The following is a 20928-nucleotide window of genomic DNA, read 5'->3' as shown; positions in this document are numbered from 1 at the left end:
CGGCCCCGGAACAAGCCTTTTACTCGCAGCCGGAGAGGGACGCACATGAGACGCGCCGACGAGCGCACGGTCCGCTACGAGCCGACGAGCGTCAAGGACCTGCTCGTCGAGATGAAAGACACCGCGGAGCTGCTGATCGACCTCTCGTACTCGGCGGTGCTTCACGGGAGTCCGACGGTCGCCCACGAGGTCGTCGAGCTCGAACACCGGATGGACGCCCTCCAGATGCAGGCTCGGATGAGCCTGATGCTCGCGGCGCGGAACCCGAACGAGGCGGAGACGCTCGCGCCCGTCCTCGGCGTCATCGCCGCCGCCGACAAGGTCGCGGACGCCGCGGGCGACATCGCCAAGATCGTCACCGAGGAGATCGGGCTGCCCGACGCGATGCGGGGCGCGCTCTCGGCCGGCGTCGAGACGCTCGTCCGCGGGACCGTCAGCGCCGACTCCGCGTACGCCGGTCGGAGCCTCGACGCCATCGACCTCGAATCGGCGACGGGCGTCCGGGTCATCGCGATCCGGCGCGACGAGGACTGGATCCTCAATCCCGGACCGACGACGCGACTGAAGGCGGGCGACGTGACGCTGCTTCGCGGTCCCGAGGCCGGCGTCGCCGAGGTCTACCCCGAACTGAGCGGCGAGCCGTTCGACCCGGAGCCGCCCGCGGAGCCCGCGATAGACGACTTGGAGCGCGCGGTCGACTCGATCGTGTTGATGAAGAACCTCTCGGAGCTGGCCGTCGACCTGGCCTACGGCTCCGTGCTCTTCGACAACGAGGAGCTCGCGGAGGAGGTGAGCAACCTGGAGATCGAGGTGGACGCGCTCCAGTCGCGGTTCGAGGCGTGGACGCTCCGGGCGGCCGCCGAGGCCGACGACCCGGTGTCGCTGCGCGGGCTGATCCACCTCGGCGTCGCGACCGAGGAGATCTCCGACGCCGCGCTGGCGATCACGGAGGGGGTCCGCCGCGATCTCGACGTCCACCCGGTCGTGGAGATGGCGGTCCAGGAGTCGGACGAGATAATCACCCGAACCATCGTCGCCGAGGGGAGCGACCTCGACGGGACCGCGGTCGCCGACGGCGTCCCCGCGACCGACATCTCGACGAGCGTCCTCGCGGTCCGCCGCCCGGATGAGGGGTGGCTGGTCGGTCCCGACATCGACACCACGCTCCGGGCCGGCGACGTGATCATCGCGAAGGGGACCCGCACCTCCGCGGAGGAGTTCGATGCCCTCGCGGCGTGAGGCGGACGGGGCGGAGCCGGAGAGCGGGCGGCAGGACGGCGACGCTAACGGGGAGGGTCCGGGAGACGAGAGGGACGAACGGGGTCCCGTCGCCCTCGTCAGAGCGTACTACGACGCGCTCGACGCCGGCGAGTACGACCGGCTGCGGTCGCTGCTCGATCCCGCGTTCGTCCAGCGACGCCCCGACCGGACCTTCGAGGGCCGCGACCGCTTCGTCGCGTTCATGCGCGACGAGCGGCCGGACACGGACACGACCCACGTCGTCGAGCGCGTCTACCCCGCGGGGCCCGGCGTCGCGGCCCGAGGGAGGCTCCTCGACGCGGCCGGCGAGGAGCTGTTCGCGTTCGTCGACGCCTTCGACGTCGAGGACGGGCGGCTGACCGCGCTGGAGACGTACGCGGCCGACTCGTAGGATCGGTTCTCGCCGCGCCGTCCCGAATTACCAGGCCGCGCGCAACACGCCGAGGATCCCCTCTGCGGTCGCGTCGAGGTCGGCCGGCGCGCGCGCCATCGGCGGGTCCTCGGCGACGAACTCGGCGATCGACGGGAGGTCGTCCTCGTCCGTCTCGGGCAGGTCCCGGAGCCGGCTCGGGGCGTCGAGCGAGTCCCGGACCGCGGCGACCGCCGCGACGACGTCCTCTGCGACCGCGTCGTCGTCGCGGCCCTCCGTCGGGACGCCCAGCCCGGCCGCGAGCGCCCGGCGGCTCGCGTCGACCTCGTCGAAGAGGTACGCCAGCGCGTGGGGCGCAATCGCGGCGTGGACCGCGCCCTGCTGGACGTCGTAGCGGCGGGCGAACCCGTGGCCGAACGCGTGGATGACGGATAGCTTGCGGTCGAGCTGGACGAGCAGCGCCCCGACGACGGCGCGGTCGGTCGCCGCCTCGCTCGACGGCCGGTCGCCCGCGACGTGCGGGAGCGCGTCCGAGAGGAGCCGGAGGCCGTGGACCGCGGTCGCATCGCTTACCGGGGAGGCGTCGCGGGCGTACGGCGTCTCGACGCCCTTGTTGAACCCGTTCATCGCCGACCCGGCGAGCACCGACCGCGGCGTCGTCTCGAACAGCGCCGGGTCGGCGACGTCCGCGATCGGCCACGCGCCGCTCCCGCTGACGGACACCGGCTGATCGGTCGGGGACTCGTCGGCCGAGAACACCGCCAACGACCCGCCCGCCGAGAGGTCCGCACCCGCGAACGTCGTCGGGACGACGACGACCGGGAGGGCCGGCTCCGACCCGGGTGCCAGCTCGCCGAGCGCGTCCGGTCCCGACTCCGCGTCGGCGCGGAGGTCGTCGAGGTCCCGCCCGTCCGCCGCGAGCAGCGTCGACTGCCGCGCGACGTCGAGGCTCGCGCCGCCGCCGACCGCGACGAGGACGTCCGCCCCCGCCTCCGCCCGCGCGTCGAGGAGGTCGTAGGCGGTCTCGATCCGCTTGTCCGGGGTGGTCCCGTCGAAGGTCCCCGCGAACCGGTCGCCGAGTCCGTCTCGGATCGGGTCCATCAGGCCGTCGTTCGCGCCGGTGTTCGAGCCGCAGACGACGAGGGCGTCGTTGAGGCCGCGGTCGCCGAGCCAGCCGCCGAGGTCGGCGACTCGTCCCCGTCCGAACCGGATCTCGCAGCCGCGATGAACGTGTTCGAAGGAGTCCGCGATCGGTAGCATCGGCGGGGCGTACGGCCGGCGGCGGCTTGTAGCTGTGGGAGGCGTCGCCACACCGCGGGCCCGGACGAGAACCCCGGTCGAACCGGGCCGAGTGCGCCGTGCGGGGTCCGTGGCGGCCGTTCACGCGCGCGGGCGTGCGTCGGGTTTATAAACCGACGGCAATTAGCTGGAGTAAGTTCCTATGTCAGAGCAGAGCGAATACGGAGCCGGCCAAATTCAGGTCCTCGAAGGCCTACAGGCCGTCCGTAAGCGACCGGCGATGTACATCGGGTCCACGGACGGTCGGGGGCTCCACCATCTCGTCTACGAGGTCGTCGACAACTCCATCGACGAGGCGCTCGCGGGGTACTGCGAGGAGATCGAGGTCCGGGTCCACGACGACGGCTCCGTCTCCGTCCGCGACGACGGACGCGGGATCCCGGTCGACACCCACGAGGAGTACGACCGGCCCGCGCTGGAGGTCATCCTGACCGTCCTCCACGCCGGCGGGAAGTTCGACTCCAAGTCGTATCAGGTGTCCGGCGGGCTCCACGGCGTCGGCGTCAGCGTCGTCAACGCCCTCTCCGAGCGGTTGGAAGTCGAGGTGAAACGCGACGGCGGCGTCTACCGCCACGAGTTCGAGCGCGGCGAACCCGGCGAGGACGCATTCGAGCGCGTCCGCGACATGGACGCCGACGAGTCCACCGGGACGCAGATCCGATTCTGGCCCGACGACGAGATATTCGAGACGACCGACTTCCAGACCTCGACGCTCGCGAACCGGCTCCGCGAGCTGGCGTTCCTCAACTCGGGCGTCGAGATCCGACTCGTGGACGACCGCGACGACACCGCGGAGACGTTCAAGTACGACGGCGGCATCCGCGAGTTCGTCGCGTACCTCAACGAGACGCGCTCGCCGATCCACGAGGAGGTCATCTACTTCGAGGGCGAGAGCGAGGGCGTCCACGTCGAGGTCGCGATGCAGGCGACGGAGGAGCTCCAAGGCTCCGTCCACGCGTTCGCGAACAACATCAACACCCGCGAGGGCGGGACCCACCTCACCGGGTTCAAGACCGCCCTGACGCGGACGGTGAACGACTACGCGAACGAGCACGGGCTCGTCGACGACCTCGACGCCAACCTCAAAGGGGAGGACGTCCGCGAGGGCCTCACGGCCGTCGTCTCGGTGAAGCACCCCGACCCGCAGTTCGAGGGGCAGACGAAGACGAAGCTCGGCAACAGCGAGGTCCGGGGCGTGGTCGAGTCCGCGACCCACGAGAAGCTCGGGACGTTCTTCGAGGAGAACCCGGACACCGCGGAGAAGGTCGTCCACAAGGCCGCGGAGGCGGCTCGCGCCCGGAAGGCCGCGAAGAAGGCCGAGGAGCTCACCCGGCGGAAGTCCGCGCTGGAGTCGACCGCGCTCCCCGGCAAGCTCGCCGACTGCCAGACCCGCGACCCGACCGAGGCGGAGCTGTTCGTGGTCGAGGGCGACTCCGCGGGCGGCTCGGCCAAGCAGGGTCGGAACCGCGAGAACCAGGCGATCTTACCCCTCAAGGGGAAGATCCTCAACGTCGAGAAGCACCGCCTCGACCGAATCTTAGAGAACGACGAGATCCGCGCGCTGATCACCGCCATCGGCGCGGGGATCGGCGAGGAGTTCGACATCGACGACGTCCGGTACAACAAGATCATCCTGATGACGGACGCCGACGTCGACGGCGCGCACATCCGGACGCTGCTCCTGACGCTCCTCTACCGGCACATGAAGCCCTTACTGGAGGCCGGCTACGTGTACGCGGCCCAGCCGCCGCTGTACCGCGTCCGCTACCGCGGCGAGACGTACGACGCGATGACCGAGGAGGAGCGCGACCGCATCGTCGAGGAGGTGTGCGACGGGAATCCGACGCAGGTACAGCGGTTCAAGGGCCTCGGCGAGATGAACCCCGACCAGCTGTGGGACACGACGATGGACCCGGAGAACCGCCGGCTCAAGCGCATCAACGTCGACGACGCCGCCGCCGCCGACCGCATGTTCAACGTGCTGATGGGTGACGCCGTCGAGCCGCGCAAGCAGTTCATCAAGGAGCACGCGACCGAAGCGGAGTGGGTGGACATATGAGCTCAGAGACTCCCGACGCCGACACCGGAGACGTACGGGCCGCGCAGGTGACGAACGCGCGAATCGAGGACGAGATGGAGCAGTCGTACATCGACTACGCGATGTCCGTCATCGCGGGCCGCGCGCTCCCCGACGTGCGCGACGGGCTCAAACCCGTCCACCGCCGCATCCTCTTCGCGATGAACGAGGCGGGCGTGACGAGCAACTCCGCCCACCGCAAGTCCTCCTCCGTCGTCGGCGAGACGATGGGTGACTACCATCCCCACGGCGACAGCGCCATCTACGACACGCTCGCGCGGATGGCACAGGATTTCTCGATGCGCTACCCGCTCGTCGACGGGCAGGGGAACTTCGGCTCCGTCGACGGCGACCCGCCGGCCGCGATGCGGTACACGGAGGCGCGGATGTCGCCCATCGCCGAGGAGCTACTGGCCGACATCGAGCGCGACACCGTCGACTTCGAGGCGAACTACGACGACCGCCTGGAGGAGCCGGCGGTGTTGCCCGCGGCATTCCCGAACCTGCTGGTCAACGGCTCGTCGGGCATCGCCGTCGGGATGTCGACGAACATCCCGCCGCACAACCTCGGCGAGGTGATCGACGCGACCGTCGAGCTAATCCAGACCCCCGACGCGACCGTCGAAGATCTGATGGAACACGTCAAGGGGCCGGACTTCCCGACCGGCGCGAACATCGTCGGCCGGAACGCGGTCCACAAGGCGTACAAGACTGGTCGCGGTCGGATCCGCGTCCGCGCCGAGTTCGAGGTCGACGAGGAGGAGGGCCGGATCGTCATCTCGGAGCTCCCCTTCCAGCAGAACAAGTCGCGGCTCGTCGAGCGGATCGCCGAGGACGTCAACGAGGGCGCGATCGAGGGGATCCGCGACCTCCGCGACGAGTCCGACCGCGACGGGATCCGGATCGTCGTCGAGCTCAAGCGCGACGCGATGGCCGAGGTCGTCAAGAACCAGCTGTTGGAGAGCCACCTCGAACGCACGTTCGGCGTCATCAACCTCGCCCTGGTCGACGGCTCGCCGCAGGTGTTGGACCTCAAGGAGACGCTCGAACACTACGTCGAGCACCGGCGCGAGGTCGTCCGGCGGCGCTCCGAACACGAACTCGCCGAGCGCGAGGACCGCGCGCACATCCTCGAAGGGCGGCTGAAGGCGCTCGACAACGTCGACGACGTCGTCGAGACGATCCAGGACTCCGACGACCGCGACGCCGCGAAGGCCGCGCTGGAGTCCGCGTTCGACTTCACCGAGGCGCAGGCGGCCCACATCGTCCGGATGCAGCTCGGCTCGCTCACGTCGATGGAGACGGCCGAGATCGAGGCGGAGTACGAGGAGGTGAACGCCCGGATCGAGCGGCTGGAGACGATCCTCGCCGACCCCGACGAGCTCGATCAGGTGATCGTCGACGAGCTTCACGAGATCAAAGCCGAGTACGACGACGAGCGCCGCACGAGCTTCATCGAGGACGCGGGCGACGTGACTCACGAGGACCTCATCCCCGAGGAGGAGTGCGTCGTCGTGATGAGCGAGGACGACTACATCAAGCGGATGCCGCTCGACGAGTTCCGCGCGCAGAACCGCGGCGGCAAGGGGATCATCGGCACGGGCCTGAAGGAGGGCGACCGCGTCTCCTCGGTGTTCGCGGCCAACTCCCACGACTACCTGCTCGTATTCACCAACCACGGGCAGATCTACGAGCTGAAGACCTACGAGATCCCGGAGATGTCCCGCACCGCGCGCGGGAAGTCCGCGGTCAACCTCCTCGATCTGGACGACGGCGAGGAGATCGAGTCGGTCGTCAACACCGAGGACCTGGACGACGACGAGTACCTCACGATGGTCACCCGCGACGGGTACATCAAGCGGACCGCCGTCGACGAGTTCGGCAACATCCGCTCGACGGGTATCCGCGCCATCCGGTTGGAGGACGGCGACGAACTGGTCGACGTCGAGGTGACCGACGGGGACCGCGACATCGTCATCGGGAGCAAACACGGGATGGCGATCCGGTTCGACGAGTCCGACGCCCGCGCGATGGGCCGCACCGCCCGCGGCGTGATCGGGATCGACCTCCGCGAGGGCGACGCCGTCGCCGGCGTCGCCGCCATCGACGACGAGCACCACAACTGGGTGCTCACCGTGACCGAGAACGGCTACGGGAAGCGCTCGGACCTCGACGAGTACCGCCCGCAGTCCCGGAACGGGAAGGGGCTCGTCGACATCAAGACCGGCGACCGCAACGGCGAGGTCGTCGCCATCGAGGCGGTCACCCACGGCGACCACCTCGTCGCGATGAGCGGGGCCGGCCAGATCATGCGGACTCGCGTCGAGGAGATATCGACCGTGAGCCGGAACACGAAGGGCGTCATCGTGATGAACTTAGAGCCCGACGACGAGGTCGCGTCCGTCGATATCGTCCCCGAGTCGGTCCACGCCGCCGAGAGCGAGGCGGACGACGCCGACGAGGAGGGAGACATCGAAGCGGACGCCGCGGCCGAGTAGTCGCCCCGCGCGACGAAACCGCCCCGGTTCCGGTCTCCCGACCGCCCTCCGGGCGCGTGTGCGGAGTTGAACTGCCGACCCCCGGTAGGTCCTTCAGGAAAGTTACTTACTGTCGCCGCGAAAATCCCCGGACGAGATGGACGAGTACGAGGGGATAGACGAGGTCGTACACGAGCCGACCGAGGCGTTCGCCGAGTCGACGAACGTCGCGGCGTTCATGCGCGAGTACGGGATCGACGACTACGAGGAGCTGATCGAGCGGACGACCTCGGAGGTCCCGGGCGAGCCGGCGTCCGGGGTCGACTGGTTCTGGGACGAGATCGTCGACTACCTCGATCTCGACTTCTACACCGACTACGACGCGGTGCGCGACGACAGCGACGGCCCGCAGTTCTCCGACTGGTACCCCGGCGGCGAGGTCAACGTCGCGCACAACGTCGTCGACCGCCACGCCGCGGCCGACTCCCCGAACCGTAACCGCGTCGCGCTGCTCTGGGAGGGGGAGCCGGGCGACGTCCGCGAAATCACCTACCACGAGCTCCGCCGGCAGAGCGACCGCGTCGCGAACTACCTGACGGAGGCGGGGATCGAGACCGGCGACACCGTCGGGCTGTACATGCCGATGGTGCCCGAGGTCGTCTCGATCCTCTACGGCTGCCTGAAGGTCGGCGCGATCGCGGTGCCGATCTTCTCCGGGTTCGGGCGCGAGGCGACCGCGACCCGGATCGAGGACGGGGAGCCGTCCGTGCTGTTCACGGGCGACGGGTTCTACCGCCGGGGGGACGAGGTGCGGCTGAAGGGGACCGCCGACGAGGCGATCGCGGACGCCGGCCACGTCGAAGAGGTGGTCGTGTACGACCGGCTCGGCGCGACGCCCGCGAGCGACGGCGAGGGCCCGAACGCGGCCGGCGGCGGCGCTGACGACGCCGACCCCGTCCCGTGGAACGACGACCGCGACCGGACGTGGGCGGACGCGGTCGGCTCGCAGCCCTCGACGTACGAGACGAAGCGCCTCCCGAGCGACCAGGAGTCGATGCTGTTGTACTCCTCGGGGACCACGGGCGAGCCGAAGGGGATCGTCCACACCCACGCGGGCGTCCTCACGCAGTGCGCGAAGGAGATCCACTTCGGCTTCGACCAGAAGCCCGCGGACCGGTTCTTCTGGGTCTCCGACATCGGTTGGATGATGGGCCCGTGGACGCTGATCGGCAACCACGCGTTCGGCGGGACGGTGGTGATGTACGAGGGCGCGCCCGACCACCCCGAACCGGACCGCTTCTGGGAGCTGATCGACCGGCACGCGATCACGCAGTTCGGCATCTCGCCGACCGCGATCCGCGCGCTCCGCAAGCACGGAGACGAATGGGTCGACGATCACGACCTCTCCTCGCTCCGAATACTGGGCTCCACCGGCGAGCCGTGGGACCCCGAGTCGTGGCGCTGGTTCCACGACGCGGTCGGCGGCGGCGACTGCCCGATAATCAACATCTCCGGCGGCACGGAGATCTGCGGCTGCTTCCTGATGCCGATGCCGAACCAGCCGCTGAAGCCCTGTACGCTCGGCGGCCCCGGACTGGGGATGGACATCGACATCGTCGACGAGACCGGCGAGTCGGTCCGGGAGTCCGGCGAGCGCGGCTACCTCGTCGCGCGCGACTCCTGCCCCTCGATGACGAAGTCGCTGTGGTCGGGTGACGAGCGCTACTTAGAGGAGTACTGGTCGACGTGGCCCGACTTGTGGGACCACGGCGACTTCGCGCAGAAGGACGACGACGGCTTCTGGTTCCTCCACGGCCGCGCCGACGACGCCCTGAACGTCGCCGGGCGGAAGGTCGGCCCGGCCGAGATCGAGGGCGTCCTCATCGACCACGACGCCGTCAACCAGGCCGCGGCGGTGGGCGTCCCGGACGACACCACCGGGACGGCAGTCGTCGCGTACGTCGTCCTCGAACCCGACGCGGAGCCGAGCGACGACCTCCGCGAGGAGCTGCGGGCCCTGGTCGGCGACGAGCACGGCAAGCCGTTCCGGCCGCGCGAACTGCTGTTCGTCGACGCCTTCCCGAAGACTCAGTCGGGCAAGATCATCCGGCGCGCGATCGAGTCGGTCTACAACGGCGAGGACCCGGGCGACCTCTCCTCGATGGAGAACCCGGAGGCGCTCGATGCGCTGCGGGACGCGGTCTGAGCGAAGAATCAACCGACCGAACACGGCTTCGGGTCCGTCGAGGCCCTCTGAAATCGATACCCCCGTAGGCCCCGTTGAAACACTCAGGTTCCGACGGTTCGACGACCTCGATCGCTCAGTACAGCTGATCCACGGATCACTCAGCCTGTCGTTTCCATCGGATGACCAATCCGGAATCACTGTTCAGGAATCGGGATCTCAACAGCCCAAACGGTTTATTTATCGGTAAACAGGGATAAACTGGTTCGGGCATATTATTATGCTGTTTAATATGTAAATAAATCGTTGAGGAGTCCGTTCACGCGGGTGGTCAAATCCTGGTCGATACTTCCGGCAGGCGGATGGACCGTCGTCTCACCGTACCGGTCGAATCTCGTGTCGATACGATGCGTCAACGATTGCTCGGAAGTTCCCTGTACGTCAATACTAACGTCACGGTGGTTGACGACTCGTCGAAGTCGTCCCGTGTCACGACCGAGTGTCACCTCGATCCAACAGTCGCCGAGCTGTAGCTGGCGACTGATATCGGATGGAAATGGAACGACCTGCGCGTACGTGTCTGGACCGGAAACGCGGTACGTGACGGTTTCGGCTGCTGCTTCGGTTTCCATCCACTCAGTCCGGTGCGGCCGGACAAAATCGATCCAAGTCGATTCGCCAGGATAGCTATTGGGACTGATATTGTAAGCGTGCGCATCTGAGACGCGAACTGTGTCTCCGTCTGGGGCCGGCGCGTCAGGGTCGTAGATCGCTTTCCCGTCAGTGAGATAGTAAACAGTGGTCGACGGAAGATACTCGGGGTCTCTGAGTACCCGGACCGAATGATCCAACTCCAAGACCGTCTCGTGGGGGAACATCTCTTCGACACCTAACTCATCACGAACCGGGTGGTCACGAGCCAGCGGTGCCTTGTATGTCGTTAGCGCCCGGAGTTGGCGACGACGTGAATGCTGGTACCACCGTCGAAACACGTCCAGATCGTACGGTGCTTCACCGGTCCAGTCATCGAGGACCCGTACCCGAGTAACTGCCCGATGATCGGCCGCGTGACGGTGTTTCGCCGCCGCGACGATGCGTTCACGCGGTGAGTCGCCCGTCGGAAGTTCCGGATCGTACGGACGGATATCAGCGACACGAAGACCACCGTATCCACCCGCGGCCCCGACTACAGCAGTACCAGTCCCGGCAAGAAACTGACGGCGGTTCATTCGTTCGCACCCTCCGTTTCTACTTCAGGACGCCATGCTCCGGCCTGTATTCTTGCTTCTTCAGATCGAGTCCATATAATCCGCGTCTCTGCTGGAGCCGATAGTTCGTGGGCTACCGTCGCTTTCGGTGTGAGTGGAAATGTCGCCGCCGGATCTCTCTCCGTAGGCCCGACCCAGACGGTCTCCCTTTCGTCCCCGTCTTCTGTGATAATGCTCAGACGTTCCGTATTTTCGGTCGTGAGGCGGTTCCCGCGCTCGAACGTGACCGTGAGTACTGACTGATCGGGAGCCCAGTCGAAAGAGAAGAACGTGTTTGGGGTGGTTGCCGGGTACGACTCCGTAGAGGGCTCACTCGGCGACAGCGTACAGCCCGCGAGTGCCGTGCCAAGTATGGCTCCGCCTGTCGTGAGAAACGCACGTCTGGAGGGCATAGTGTCAGTTGATGATTACGTGGGCATAGGCTTTTTGTACGTCATTCCACGCCTCAACAATCTGGCCCTATTGGACGCCACGAGCCGCATACACCGGAGTTGCCGGCCATATCGCAGTCATTTCTCTATCTGATGTGATTAACCGACTGTCAGGTACGCATTCTCCGACTACCCGCCGTTTCAGAGAAGACGAATCTGAGGAGTCGGGTCACGACTCGTCTCGTGTCGAACCGAGGGCGCGAAGGCAGGCACGGGAAGGTCCCCGAAGATCGATCCGTCTGTCGTTGAGGCCCGTAGCGCGTCGCTGTAGCCGCGGAGGACGAAATTCCCGTTCGACTCCCGTAACGGAGTCCGAACTCCGCTTCAGGCCGCCTCGTCGACCGCTTCGTCGAGTTCGTCGTAGTCCGGCTCCTGTCCCGCGTTGTCCGCGAGCCAGCGGTACGTCACGGTGCCGTCCGCGTCGATAACGAACACCGCGCGCTGGGCGACCGTCTCGACGCCGTAGCGTTCGAAGTCCTCGATCACGTCGTACGCCTCGATCGCGTTGTGGTCCGGGTCGCCGACGAGCGCGAACGGGAGGTCGTACTGGGCGCGGTACGCGGCGAGCGCGTGCGGGAGGTCGGTGCTCACGCCGAACAGCGTACAGTCGTCGCGGTCGAACCCGTCGCGGAGCGCCTCCATCTCGTCGGTACAGGTGTTCGAGAAGGCGGCCGGGAAGAAAGCGAGCACGACAGGCTCGTCGCCGAGGTGATCGGCGAGTTCGAACGGCGCGATGTCGCCGTCCACGAGCGATCCGGTGAAGTCGGGAGCGTCGTCGCCGACGTGTGGCATATCTGGTCGTCGGCGGCCGGGCGTATCACGGTTTCGACGGCGGAATTCGAGTCGGTCCGTCGCCTTCGGGCGGCCCGTCCTCGGTACGATCGGAGGCGACGATTCGACCCGAGTCGGGACAGAGACCAAGTGGATCGCCGCGGTAGCACCGCGCGTGTCCCGCCCTCCACGCCGCCCGACCCGCCGTCGAGTGGCACTGCTGACCGCGACCGCCTCGGCGACCGCGCTGTCCGGATGTCTCGACGCCGGCCTCGGGAACGACGGTGCCGACGAGACCGTGTTCAGGCTTGACGAGGCGTCGCCCGCGGGCGTTTCGAACACCTTCGGCACCTCCGTCGACATGGTCGGCCACGCCGGCCGAGCCGCCGTGCGGACCGCGATCGGCGGCGGCGAGGGGACCGTCGAGGGGTACTACGGCCCGGACATCTCGGCACCGTACGTCGTCACCGACGGCCCGGCGTTCCACCGCGTCGAGACCGAGACGCTCCGCTCTGTCACGGTGACGGGATACGAGTACGCGGTCGAGGTCGACGCCGTCGATTCGTTCCTCTTCGGCCCACCGTCGAACGTCTCGTTCGCGGACCTCCCCGCGTGCGACCGCGACGCGGTCCGCGACGCGCTCGGGAACGCGGGTCTCGTTCATGCGCCGCACTATCCGCCGTTCGACGTGACGTTCGCGTACGCGTCCGCCGAGACGCGGGAGCGTTCGCGGTTCGTCCCCGGGAAGGACGGCCAGCGCGTCGAGTGGGGCGGCGAACTGCTTCAGTTCGGGTTCGAAGAAGAGCGATCGGTCGAGGTCCGGACCGTCGCCGTTCGCGCGGAGCACGTCGCCTCGTCGCCGGACGGGTTCCGTCGGGTCGTCGGCGAGGAGCAGGGTCGGTCGTTCGACGACCCGAGCCCGGAGCGGCGCGCGATTCTCGACGCGGCGATCGACTCCGAGTACCGCGAGTCGCGGCCGCACTCCGACGCGTTCGCGGCGGTCCTCGACGCGCTGTCGACCGACGGGGAGGCCGTTCCGCTCGTCCGCTACGACGGGGACTGGTACTTCACGCACCTCTCCGGGTGGGACTGATCGGTCCGGCGGTCGCCGCTCGAGCTCGGACGTCCTCGGCGGCCGCGCGGATCCGACAGAGGCAAAAAGACTATAGTCGCCACAGGGTTACTGCGAGACAGAGATGGTAAGTGTGATTCCACTGTTCGGCGGTCTTCCGGTGGGGCCCGAGCTCCTCATCATCCTGCTCGTGCTGGTCCTGCTGTTCGGGGCGAACAAGATCCCGAAGCTGGCCCGCTCGACCGGCCAGGCGATGGGTGAGTTCAAGAAGGGCCGCGAGGAGATCGAAGAGGAACTGAAAGAGATGGACGACGACGACAGCGGCTCGGTGGTCAACGACGAGGACGACGAGTTCGACGACCTCGAAACCGAGACCGACAAGGAAACCAGCGCGTAACGCCGGCTCCGACGCCGATCCACTTCCGCCGTACAGTCTTCTCTCCCCGATCTGGGCGCGTGGCCTAGCGGACAGGGCGAGAGGTTCCTAACCTCTCGATCGCGGGTTCGAATCCCGTCGCGCCCGTTCCCTCGCTTCGCTCAGTCACGGGCGCGACTGGCTCCACGCTCGCTCACTGCGTTCGCTCGCGAGGATCCCGCCGTGCCCGCTATCTGCGAACGAAGTGAGCAGTAGCGGCACAAGCGGGATTCTTGCGCTGTCGAAAGCGCGTCACCGCTCAGAGTCCTCCAGCCGCCTGAACGAGTGCGACGCGAGCGTGACCGATCCGACCGCGATCGCGAGCGTCGCGCCCGCTAGTCCGGCTCCGGGCTCGTACAGCAGCGGCGGGTGGAAGCCGACCCAGTAGTCGACGACGACGTTCGCGACGCCGAGCCCCAGCGCCGTCGCGAGCGCGCCCGGCGTCGTGCGTCCGAACGCCGGGAACAGGAGCGCCAGCCCGACGAACAGCAGGTGTGTCCCGATCACGCCCCAGTAGTAGAGCCACGCGTCCGGGGCGGCGACGTACTGACCGAACGCGAGGTTGAGCGAGACCAGCGGCCAGACGCCGAACTGGACCAACCAGACGAACGCGACCGTCTGGAGGTACGCCGACGCCCGCGATATCGGGGTGTCGACGGTGACGTCGCCGCCGCGTCGGACCGTCGGGATGATTCCGACGAGGACCGCTCCGCCGAGCGCGACCGCGACCGTCGAGTCCGCGTACAGCGGCCAGAGGGGGACCGGAACCGAGCCCGCAGTCGGCGCGTAGTACCAGGTGCCGACCGCGAGCATGAACGCGGTGAACCCGCAGACGACGGCGAGGCTCCGCGGCGTCCCGAGCAACTCCTCGGCGATCGCCGCCCGCACCCGCCGCCTGACCGCGGGGTTTCGCAGTCGCCGGAGTCGCCGGAGCCGCGGGGAGCGTTCGGAGCGTGACACGGCGGCGATCCGTGCGCGACGACCTAAAACCCGCCCGTCCGCGGTCGATTATCAATCGCGGTGTTTTGCCAGACACCTTTTTCAACGGACCCGGCGTTGACGGAACTATGAGCGACGAGGACGCCGAGCGCCCCGCCCAGCGGTCCGATCCGGAGGGCGACAGCTCCGCGTCCGACGCGTCCCCGGGGGACGGTCGGGATGACTCCGAGGGACCCGACCAACGAGACGACCCCGACGAACGGGACGCGGACGCGGGGTCGCCGGTCGTCACCGACCGGTACGCCTGGCGGTCTTTGCTCGCGGAGCGAGGCCACGAGGACGCCGCGCGGCGGGTGTACGCCGACGTGCCGGACGCTCCGGCGGTCCCGGCCGACGCGGTCGCCCTCCACCTCCCCGCCGGCCTCGACGACGTGATCCGAGCGACAGGCGTCGACGAGCCGTTCGAGGCCGACGGCGAGACCGCCGTCTCCGGCCACGGGACCCCCGAGCGAGGCACCCTGGTCGTCGGCTCGGACGCGGTTCTGCTCGACGGGTCGGCCGTCGTGCCGACCGGCGAGCGCCTCGCAGCGCCGCCCGACGAGGAAACGGATCCGAACGCCACGGAATCCGACGACCCCGACGCCGGGACGGAGCGAGGCGACCCCGCAGCCGACGCCGTCGATACCGAACACGCCGCCCCCGACACGGTCTTCGACGACCCGGTCGGGCGCGGCGGCGTCGGCGGAATCGTGGTCGCGCCCGGCGACGGCGTCGAGTCGGTACCGTCGCGCGCGCCGACGTCCGAGGAGTGGGACCGGATCGACCTCGACCCGGCCGCGCTCCTCGGGTTCGACCCGAGCGAGACCGGGTACCGAGTCCGCGCGGCCGCGGCGGTCGGCGACGCCCTCTGGGACCTGTGTGCGGAGCGGTACGACCCCTACTCGGTCCCCGTGTTGAAGGGGTACTACACGTGGGACGACTACCGCGAGGAGTTCTTCCTCGACGAGGACGGGAGCCCGCCGACGGTTGAGAACGAGGAGGGAGAGCCCGAGCCGCTTTCGTTCACCCACGAGGACAAGACGGAGGCGCTCGGGTTCGATCCGGACCGCACCGAGGACTTACTCGGCGCGGGCGGGACCGCCGCCGCCGACCTCGCGGACCTCGTCGACGAGCGGACCGTCGACGTCAACCCCGAGATCGACGAGGACGCCTTCTTCTCGACCGCGGAGGGGCACACCACGCTGACGAACCGGTACGACCTGGAGAAGGCGGTGCCGATGCCGAAGAAGACGCACTTCCGCGAGGAGGAGCGCTACTGGGTGAACAAGCCGTACGCGTTCGTCATCGTCTTCCGGTCGACGAAGGAGAACGAGGTGAAGTACTACGCGGTCCAGCCGTACCGGACCGAGATCGAGGAGGACCTCACGGAGTTCCTCACCGGCAAGCTCCGCACCTCGATCAAGTACGCCGACGAGTCGATCGCGGGCGGCGACGAGGCGTTCCGCGAGGAGGTGATCGTCGAGGAGACGCGCTCGCTTTTGGACCGCTACGGGATCTACGAGGACGACGGCGACGAGCGCGGGATCGCGGACGCGCTGATCGACCGGTTCGGCATCGAGCCGTCCGAGGGGATCGCCTGGCGGATCGCGGAGTCGCTGGGGTACGAGCCGCCCGTCGAGTCGGCGTCCGACCCGCCGTCGATCAGCGCCCGTCCCGAGCCGGCGGTCCTCGCGGAGGACGCGGAGACGCTCTCGGAACATCAGGTCGAGAAGCTGCTGTACTACCTCAAACGCGACTTCATCGGCTACGAGCGGATCGACCCGATCAAGTACGACATCAACGTCGAGGACATCTCCTGTGACGGGTACAACTCGCCCGTCTTCGTCTACCACTCCGAGTACGAGCAGATCATCACGAACATCCACCACGACACCGACGAGCTTGACGACTTCGTGGTGAAGCTGGCGCAGCGCTCCGGAAAGGGGATCTCGAAGCGGCGGCCGCAGGTGGACGCGACCCTCCCGGACGGCTCGCGCGCCCAGCTCACGCTCGGCCGCGAGGTCTCCGACCACGGGACCAACTACACCATCCGGCAGTTCAACGACGTGCCGTTCACCCCGATCGACCTGATCAACTGGAAGACGTTCTCGCTCGACGAGATGGCGTTCCTCTGGCTGTCGATCGAGAACCACAAGAGCCTGATCTTCGCCGGCGGCACCGCGTCCGGGAAGACGACGAGCCTGAACGCGGTCTCCCTCTTTATCCCCTCGAACGCGAAGATCGTCTCCATCGAGGACACCCGCGAGGTGGAGCTGCCCCAGCGCAACTGGATCGCCTCCGTCACGCGCCCCTCCTTCTCCGACGACGACAAGGGCGACATCGACGAGTTCGACCTGCTGGAGGCCGCGCTTCGCCAGCGCCCCGACTACATCGTGATGGGCGAGATCCGCGGCGAGGAGGGCCGGACCGCCTTCCAGGTGATGTCGACCGGCCACACCACCTACACCACCTTCCACGCCGACTCCGTCGGCGAGGTGCTCAAGCGGTTCACCACCGACCCGATCAACGTCTCGAAGACGATGTTCACCGCCCTCGATCTGGTCTCCATCCAGACGTCGACTCGGGTTCAGGGCAAGAAGGTCCGCCGAAACAAGTCGATCACTGAGATCAACCACTACGACGCGGAGAACGACGAGATCAACGTTCAGGACGTGTTCCAGTGGCAGGCCGAGACGGACGAGTTCCTCCAGATGGGCGACTCGAACACCCTCGAGGACATCATGTTCGACCGCGGTTGGAGCCGGAAGACGCTCGACGAGGAGCTGCGCAAGCGTCGCGTCGTGTTGGCGTACCTCATCGACCGCGGGCTCAACAGCTACGCGCAGGTGGCGGCGACGTTCCAGGCGTTCATCAACGACCCGGAGACGGTGCTCGCGCTCATGGCCAACGACGAACTGGAGCGCTCGCTGGAGGACCTCCGCGAGATGGAGTCGGTGCTGATCAACGTCGACCGCGACAAGGAGGAGCTGGTCCCGCGGCCCGAACCGGACGCCGAGGCGCGAGCGGAGGTCGCCGAGATACTCGACGCCGCCGAGGACCTGTTCGAGACGTATCGGGGCGAAGTGCCGGACTCGGTCGCGAACGCCCTCCTCGAGATGGCCCCCGCCCGCGACGTCGAGGCGCGGCCGGGAGCCGACCGCGAGGCCCTCGCCGAAACGGCGCTGGAGGCGGACGCGACGGACGCGGCCGCGAGCGATCCGACCGCGCCGCCGGAGACGGCCGACACCGATCCGGACGCTCCCGCGCCAGACACCGATCCGGACGCTCCCGCGCCAGACACCGATCCGGACGCTCCCGCGCCAGACACCGATCCGGACGCCTCACCATCCGACTCCGTTCACGACGAGTTCGGGGAGACCGCCGAGGTGGACGCGACCGCGGCCGGCGACGGTTCCGGCGATCCGGGCGACATCGATTTCGAGGAGCCGTTCGACGAGGGTGTCGACGTGCTCTCGTCGCCCGCGGGACCCTCGGGGTCGGTCGCCGAGCCGGACGTGAGCGAGGGGTTCGGCGCTGCCGATCCCGTCGCGGACGACGACGCCGGCGACTCCGTCGCCCCCGGTGTCGACGGGTCCGGCGAATCGGACGAGTTCGGCGAGCCGGCCGCCCCGGACGAACCGGGGAGATCGGACGATGAAGACCCCCGGAGCGACGACCCCGACAAGTCGGACGACGACATCGAGAACTGGGGGTTCGGCGACGTCGAGCCCGCGGAGGACGGGTGATATGTCGGTCGTGAGGGCCGGGGCCGAGCCGTGAGCGTCGACGTGGACCCGGGAGACGGCGGACTCGACGCGAACGTCCTCGCGGAGCTGTGTTACCCGGTGTTCGAGCTGCTGTTCGACCCCGACGGCGACTTCGTGGGGGACGTCGAGCGCAAGCTCGTCGAGGCGCGCATGCCGGACCAAGTCGAGATGTACGTCTCGATGGCGCTCGCCATTGGGATACTGGTCGGCGGGACGCTCTGGGCGGTCGGCACGCTCGTCGGCTACGGCGTGTTCTCGCTCGGGCTGATCGATCCGGAGACCCTCTCGCTCGGCGTTCCCGCGCCGACGCCGGGGATTCAGGCGCTGCTCCGGTCGCTCGTCGTGCCGACCGCGGTGCTCGTCAGCGGGCTCGTCTTCGGCTCGATCGGCTTCGCGCTCGGGTTCGGCGGTCTCCTCGCGGTGCCGTACTCTCGGGCCTCGTCGCGGAAGCGGGAGATCAACCTCCTGCTGGCCGATTCCGTCTCGTTCATGTATGCCCTCTCGGTCGGGGGACTCAATCAGCTGGAGATCCTGCGCGCGATGGCGGCCGCCGAGGACACCTACGGCGAGGTGTCTCGCGAGTTCCAGAGCATCGTCAACGAGACGGAGTACTTCGGCACCGACTACCGCAACGCGATCCGCCAGCAGTCGCTTGAGACCCCCTCGGACGAGCTCTCGCAGTTCCTCGCGGACATGCTCTCCATCGTCAATTCCGGCGGCGACATGGAGAGTTTCCTGAAGGACAAAAAGGAGAAACACCTCCGCACGTCGAAACAGGAGCGCGAGATGACGCTGGAGACGCTGGAGCTGTTCGGCGAGATGTACATGACGCTCTCTCTGTTCCCGCTCCTTCTCATCATCATCCTCGTCATCATGGGCATGATGGGCGAGGCCGACGACCGACTGTTGTACGTCACGGTGTACCTGCTCATCCCGCTCGTCGGCGTCGGCTTCCTCGTGTTGGTCTCGACGGTGAAACAGGACGAGCCGGGCGACGGCTACCTCCAGCCGGACGGCGGCAGCGAGCGGCTCAGGCAGACGAGCCGGGAGGGGCTGTTCCACTTCGGGCTGGTGGAGGCGTTCACCGGGAGCTTCGAGGTGTTCGACCGCATCCGCGACCGCGAGGGCACCCACAAGACGATGGAGATACTCTCCGCCCCCCACGTCTTCTTACGCGAGAACCCGCTGTACACCCTCGCGTTGACCGTCCCCTCGGCGCTCGCCTTGGTCGCCGTCGCGGCCGCGGCCGGCTCGGCCCCGACGACGCTCGACGGGTGGATCGACCGCCCCGTGTGGTCGGCGTTCGTCTGGGTCTACGTCCCCGTCTACGTCGTGTTGATCCCGCTCGGGGTCTTCTACGAGTGGCACCAGCGCTCGCGGCGGGCGGTGACGGGGAAGCTCTCGGAGACCCTCCGGAAGCTCTCCTCAGCGAACGACACCGGGCAGACGCTGCTCGAATCGGTCCAGACCGTCTCGGAGACCTCGACCGGGACGCTCTCGGACGAGTTCGAGGTGATCCACGCGAAGGTGAACTACGGGATGAGCCTGCGGGACGCCTTAGTCGAGTTCAACAACTCGTACGCGGTGCCCCGGCTCGCTCGGACGGTGAAGCTCATCACGGAGGCGCAGGAGGCCTCCTCGCAGATCACGGACGTGCTGACGACGGCCGCGCAGGCCTCGGAGAATCAAGACGACATCGAGCGCGAGCGCAAGTCCCGGACCCGGATGCAGGTGGCGATCATCGTGATGACGTACATCACACTGCTCGGCGTGATGGCCATCCTCCAGACGCAGTTCATCAGCGTGATGGGCGACCTGGTCTCTCAGGGCGGTAGCGGCGGCGGGAGCGCCGGCGGCGCGGGCTTCGGCGGGGGCGGCGGCATCGACCCCGACATCCTCTCGATGCTGTTCTTCCACGCGGTGACGATCCAGGCGATCCTCTCGGGGTTCATCAGCGGCTACATCCGCGACGCGGAGCTCATCTCCGGGGTCAAGTTCGCCGTGATCCTGATGACGCTGGCGCTGGGGGTGTGGATCTATGTCGGGTGACCGCGCCCAGACCGTCCTCGACTTCGTCGTCGGGATGTCCGTGTTCCTCGTCGCGGTCGGGTTCACGTTCGCGTTCGTCCCGTCGCTTCTGGAGCCGTACGCGGTCGGGGAGGGCGCGACCGTCATCGTCGCCGAGCGCGGCGCGGCGCGGCTCGCGGAGTCGTCGCTCACCGGCGTCGGCTCGACCGCGGCGCTGTCGCACGCCTGTACGTTCGCGTTCTTCGGCGGGACTGCCCCGGCGGCCGACGAGGAGTGCGGGTGGACCGAAGACGCCGACGACCTCCACGCGGAACTCGGCGTCGACGACCTGCGCGGACTCAATCTCACCGTGACGCAGGACGGGAGGGTCCAGCAGCTCGAATCGAACGGGAACGTCACCACGATGCGCGCCGGTCCCGCACCGCCGCGGACGGAGAGCGTCTCGGCCGCCAGCCGCATCGTCACCATCGACGATCCCGAGAGCCCGGGGGATCCAGAGACGTACCGGCTCACGCTGCGGGTGTGGTGAG

Annotated in this window: 14 protein-coding genes and 1 tRNA gene; 11 read left to right on the top strand and 4 right to left on the bottom strand. The window is 68.0% G+C overall.

Annotation, left to right across the window (positions count from 1 at the left end):
* The first annotated feature begins 45 nt into the window (after positions 1–45).
* The gene (locus tag C472_RS11245; RefSeq protein WP_006629960.1) at positions 46–1239 is read left to right on the top strand and encodes a potassium channel family protein; all 1194 of its coding nucleotides are present in this window, start codon (positions 46–48) and stop codon (positions 1237–1239) included.
* Positions 1223–1651, top strand: coding sequence for a nuclear transport factor 2 family protein (locus tag C472_RS11240; RefSeq protein WP_006629959.1), 429 nt, complete (start codon positions 1223–1225; stop codon positions 1649–1651). Before C472_RS11245 ends, C472_RS11240 begins: the two co-directional genes overlap by 17 nt.
* Positions 1652–1678: 27 nt before the next feature.
* On the opposite strand, the gene C472_RS11235 is transcribed toward C472_RS11240, so the two are convergent.
* A complete protein-coding gene (locus tag C472_RS11235) occupies positions 1679–2890 on the bottom strand; it encodes an iron-containing alcohol dehydrogenase family protein (protein ID WP_006629958.1) in 1212 nt (403 codons plus the stop codon).
* Positions 2891–3071: 181 nt separating this feature from the next.
* Here C472_RS11235 and gyrB point away from each other — a divergent pair, with 181 nt between their 5' ends.
* The 3 genes from gyrB (at position 3072) to C472_RS11220 (ending at position 9689) form a co-directional block, all read left to right on the top strand.
* A complete protein-coding gene (gyrB, locus tag C472_RS11230; protein ID WP_006629957.1) occupies positions 3072–4988 on the top strand; it encodes a DNA topoisomerase (ATP-hydrolyzing) subunit B in 1917 nt (638 codons plus the stop codon).
* The gene (gene gyrA, locus C472_RS11225; RefSeq protein WP_006629956.1) at positions 4985–7504 is read left to right on the top strand and encodes a DNA gyrase subunit A; all 2520 of its coding nucleotides are present in this window, start codon (positions 4985–4987) and stop codon (positions 7502–7504) included. The genes gyrB and gyrA overlap by 4 nt, the downstream gene beginning before the upstream one ends.
* Before the next feature lie 136 nt (positions 7505–7640).
* Positions 7641–9689: an AMP-binding protein gene (locus tag C472_RS11220; RefSeq protein WP_006629955.1), complete on the top strand. Its 2049-nt coding sequence runs from the start codon at positions 7641–7643 to the stop codon at positions 9687–9689.
* Between the two features lie 266 nt (positions 9690–9955).
* Here C472_RS11220 and C472_RS16385 read toward each other — a convergent pair whose 3' ends face one another.
* Positions 9956–10897 carry a hypothetical protein gene (locus tag C472_RS16385; protein WP_082238254.1) on the bottom strand — a complete coding sequence of 314 codons (942 nt, stop codon included), beginning with the start codon at positions 10895–10897 and terminating at the stop codon, positions 9956–9958.
* A 794-nt stretch (positions 10898–11691) separates the two neighbouring features.
* The gene (locus C472_RS11210) at positions 11692–12159 is read right to left on the bottom strand and encodes a redoxin domain-containing protein (RefSeq protein ID WP_006629953.1); all 468 of its coding nucleotides are present in this window, start codon (positions 12157–12159) and stop codon (positions 11692–11694) included.
* A 190-nt stretch (positions 12160–12349) separates the two neighbouring features.
* On the opposite strand from C472_RS11210, the gene C472_RS11205 reads away from it, so the two are divergent.
* From C472_RS11205 to C472_RS11195, 3 genes are all read left to right on the top strand, one after another.
* Positions 12350–13231, top strand: a complete 882-nt coding sequence (locus C472_RS11205) for a hypothetical protein (RefSeq protein WP_006629952.1) — start codon at positions 12350–12352, stop codon at positions 13229–13231.
* Between the two features lie 103 nt (positions 13232–13334).
* Entirely contained in the window at positions 13335–13607 is a 273-nt protein-coding gene (locus tag C472_RS11200; RefSeq protein ID WP_049906548.1) for a Sec-independent protein translocase subunit TatA/TatB, read from the top strand.
* Between the two features lie 53 nt (positions 13608–13660).
* Positions 13661–13733: transfer RNA gene (locus tag C472_RS11195), tRNA-Arg, on the top strand.
* Positions 13734–13877: 144 nt separating this feature from the next.
* Here the strand turns inward: C472_RS11195 and C472_RS11190 are convergent.
* On the bottom strand, positions 13878–14513 hold the full coding sequence (locus tag C472_RS11190; protein WP_006629950.1) for a DUF1405 domain-containing protein: 636 nt from the start codon (positions 14511–14513) through the stop codon (positions 13878–13880).
* A 179-nt stretch (positions 14514–14692) separates the two neighbouring features.
* Between C472_RS11190 and C472_RS11185 the strand changes: the two genes are divergently transcribed.
* The 3 genes from C472_RS11185 to C472_RS11175 are packed head-to-tail and all read left to right on the top strand — an operon-like array spanning position 14693 to position 20927.
* Positions 14693–18349, top strand: a complete 3657-nt coding sequence (locus tag C472_RS11185; protein WP_006629949.1) for an ATPase, T2SS/T4P/T4SS family — start codon at positions 14693–14695, stop codon at positions 18347–18349.
* 30 nt (positions 18350–18379) lie between these two features.
* Positions 18380–20419, top strand: a complete 2040-nt coding sequence (locus tag C472_RS11180) for a type II secretion system F family protein (protein WP_006629948.1) — start codon at positions 18380–18382, stop codon at positions 20417–20419.
* Positions 20409–20927, top strand: coding sequence for a DUF7287 family protein (locus C472_RS11175; protein WP_006629947.1), 519 nt, complete (start codon positions 20409–20411; stop codon positions 20925–20927). The genes C472_RS11180 and C472_RS11175 overlap by 11 nt, the downstream gene beginning before the upstream one ends.
* Position 20928 lies beyond the last annotated feature (1 nt).

The organism is Halorubrum tebenquichense DSM 14210, assembly GCF_000337415.1.
GTDB lineage: Archaea > Halobacteriota > Halobacteria > Halobacteriales > Haloferacaceae > Halorubrum > Halorubrum tebenquichense.
The sequence above is the reverse complement of the archived record's forward strand: the minus strand, read 5'-3'. Positions and strand labels throughout refer to the sequence as shown.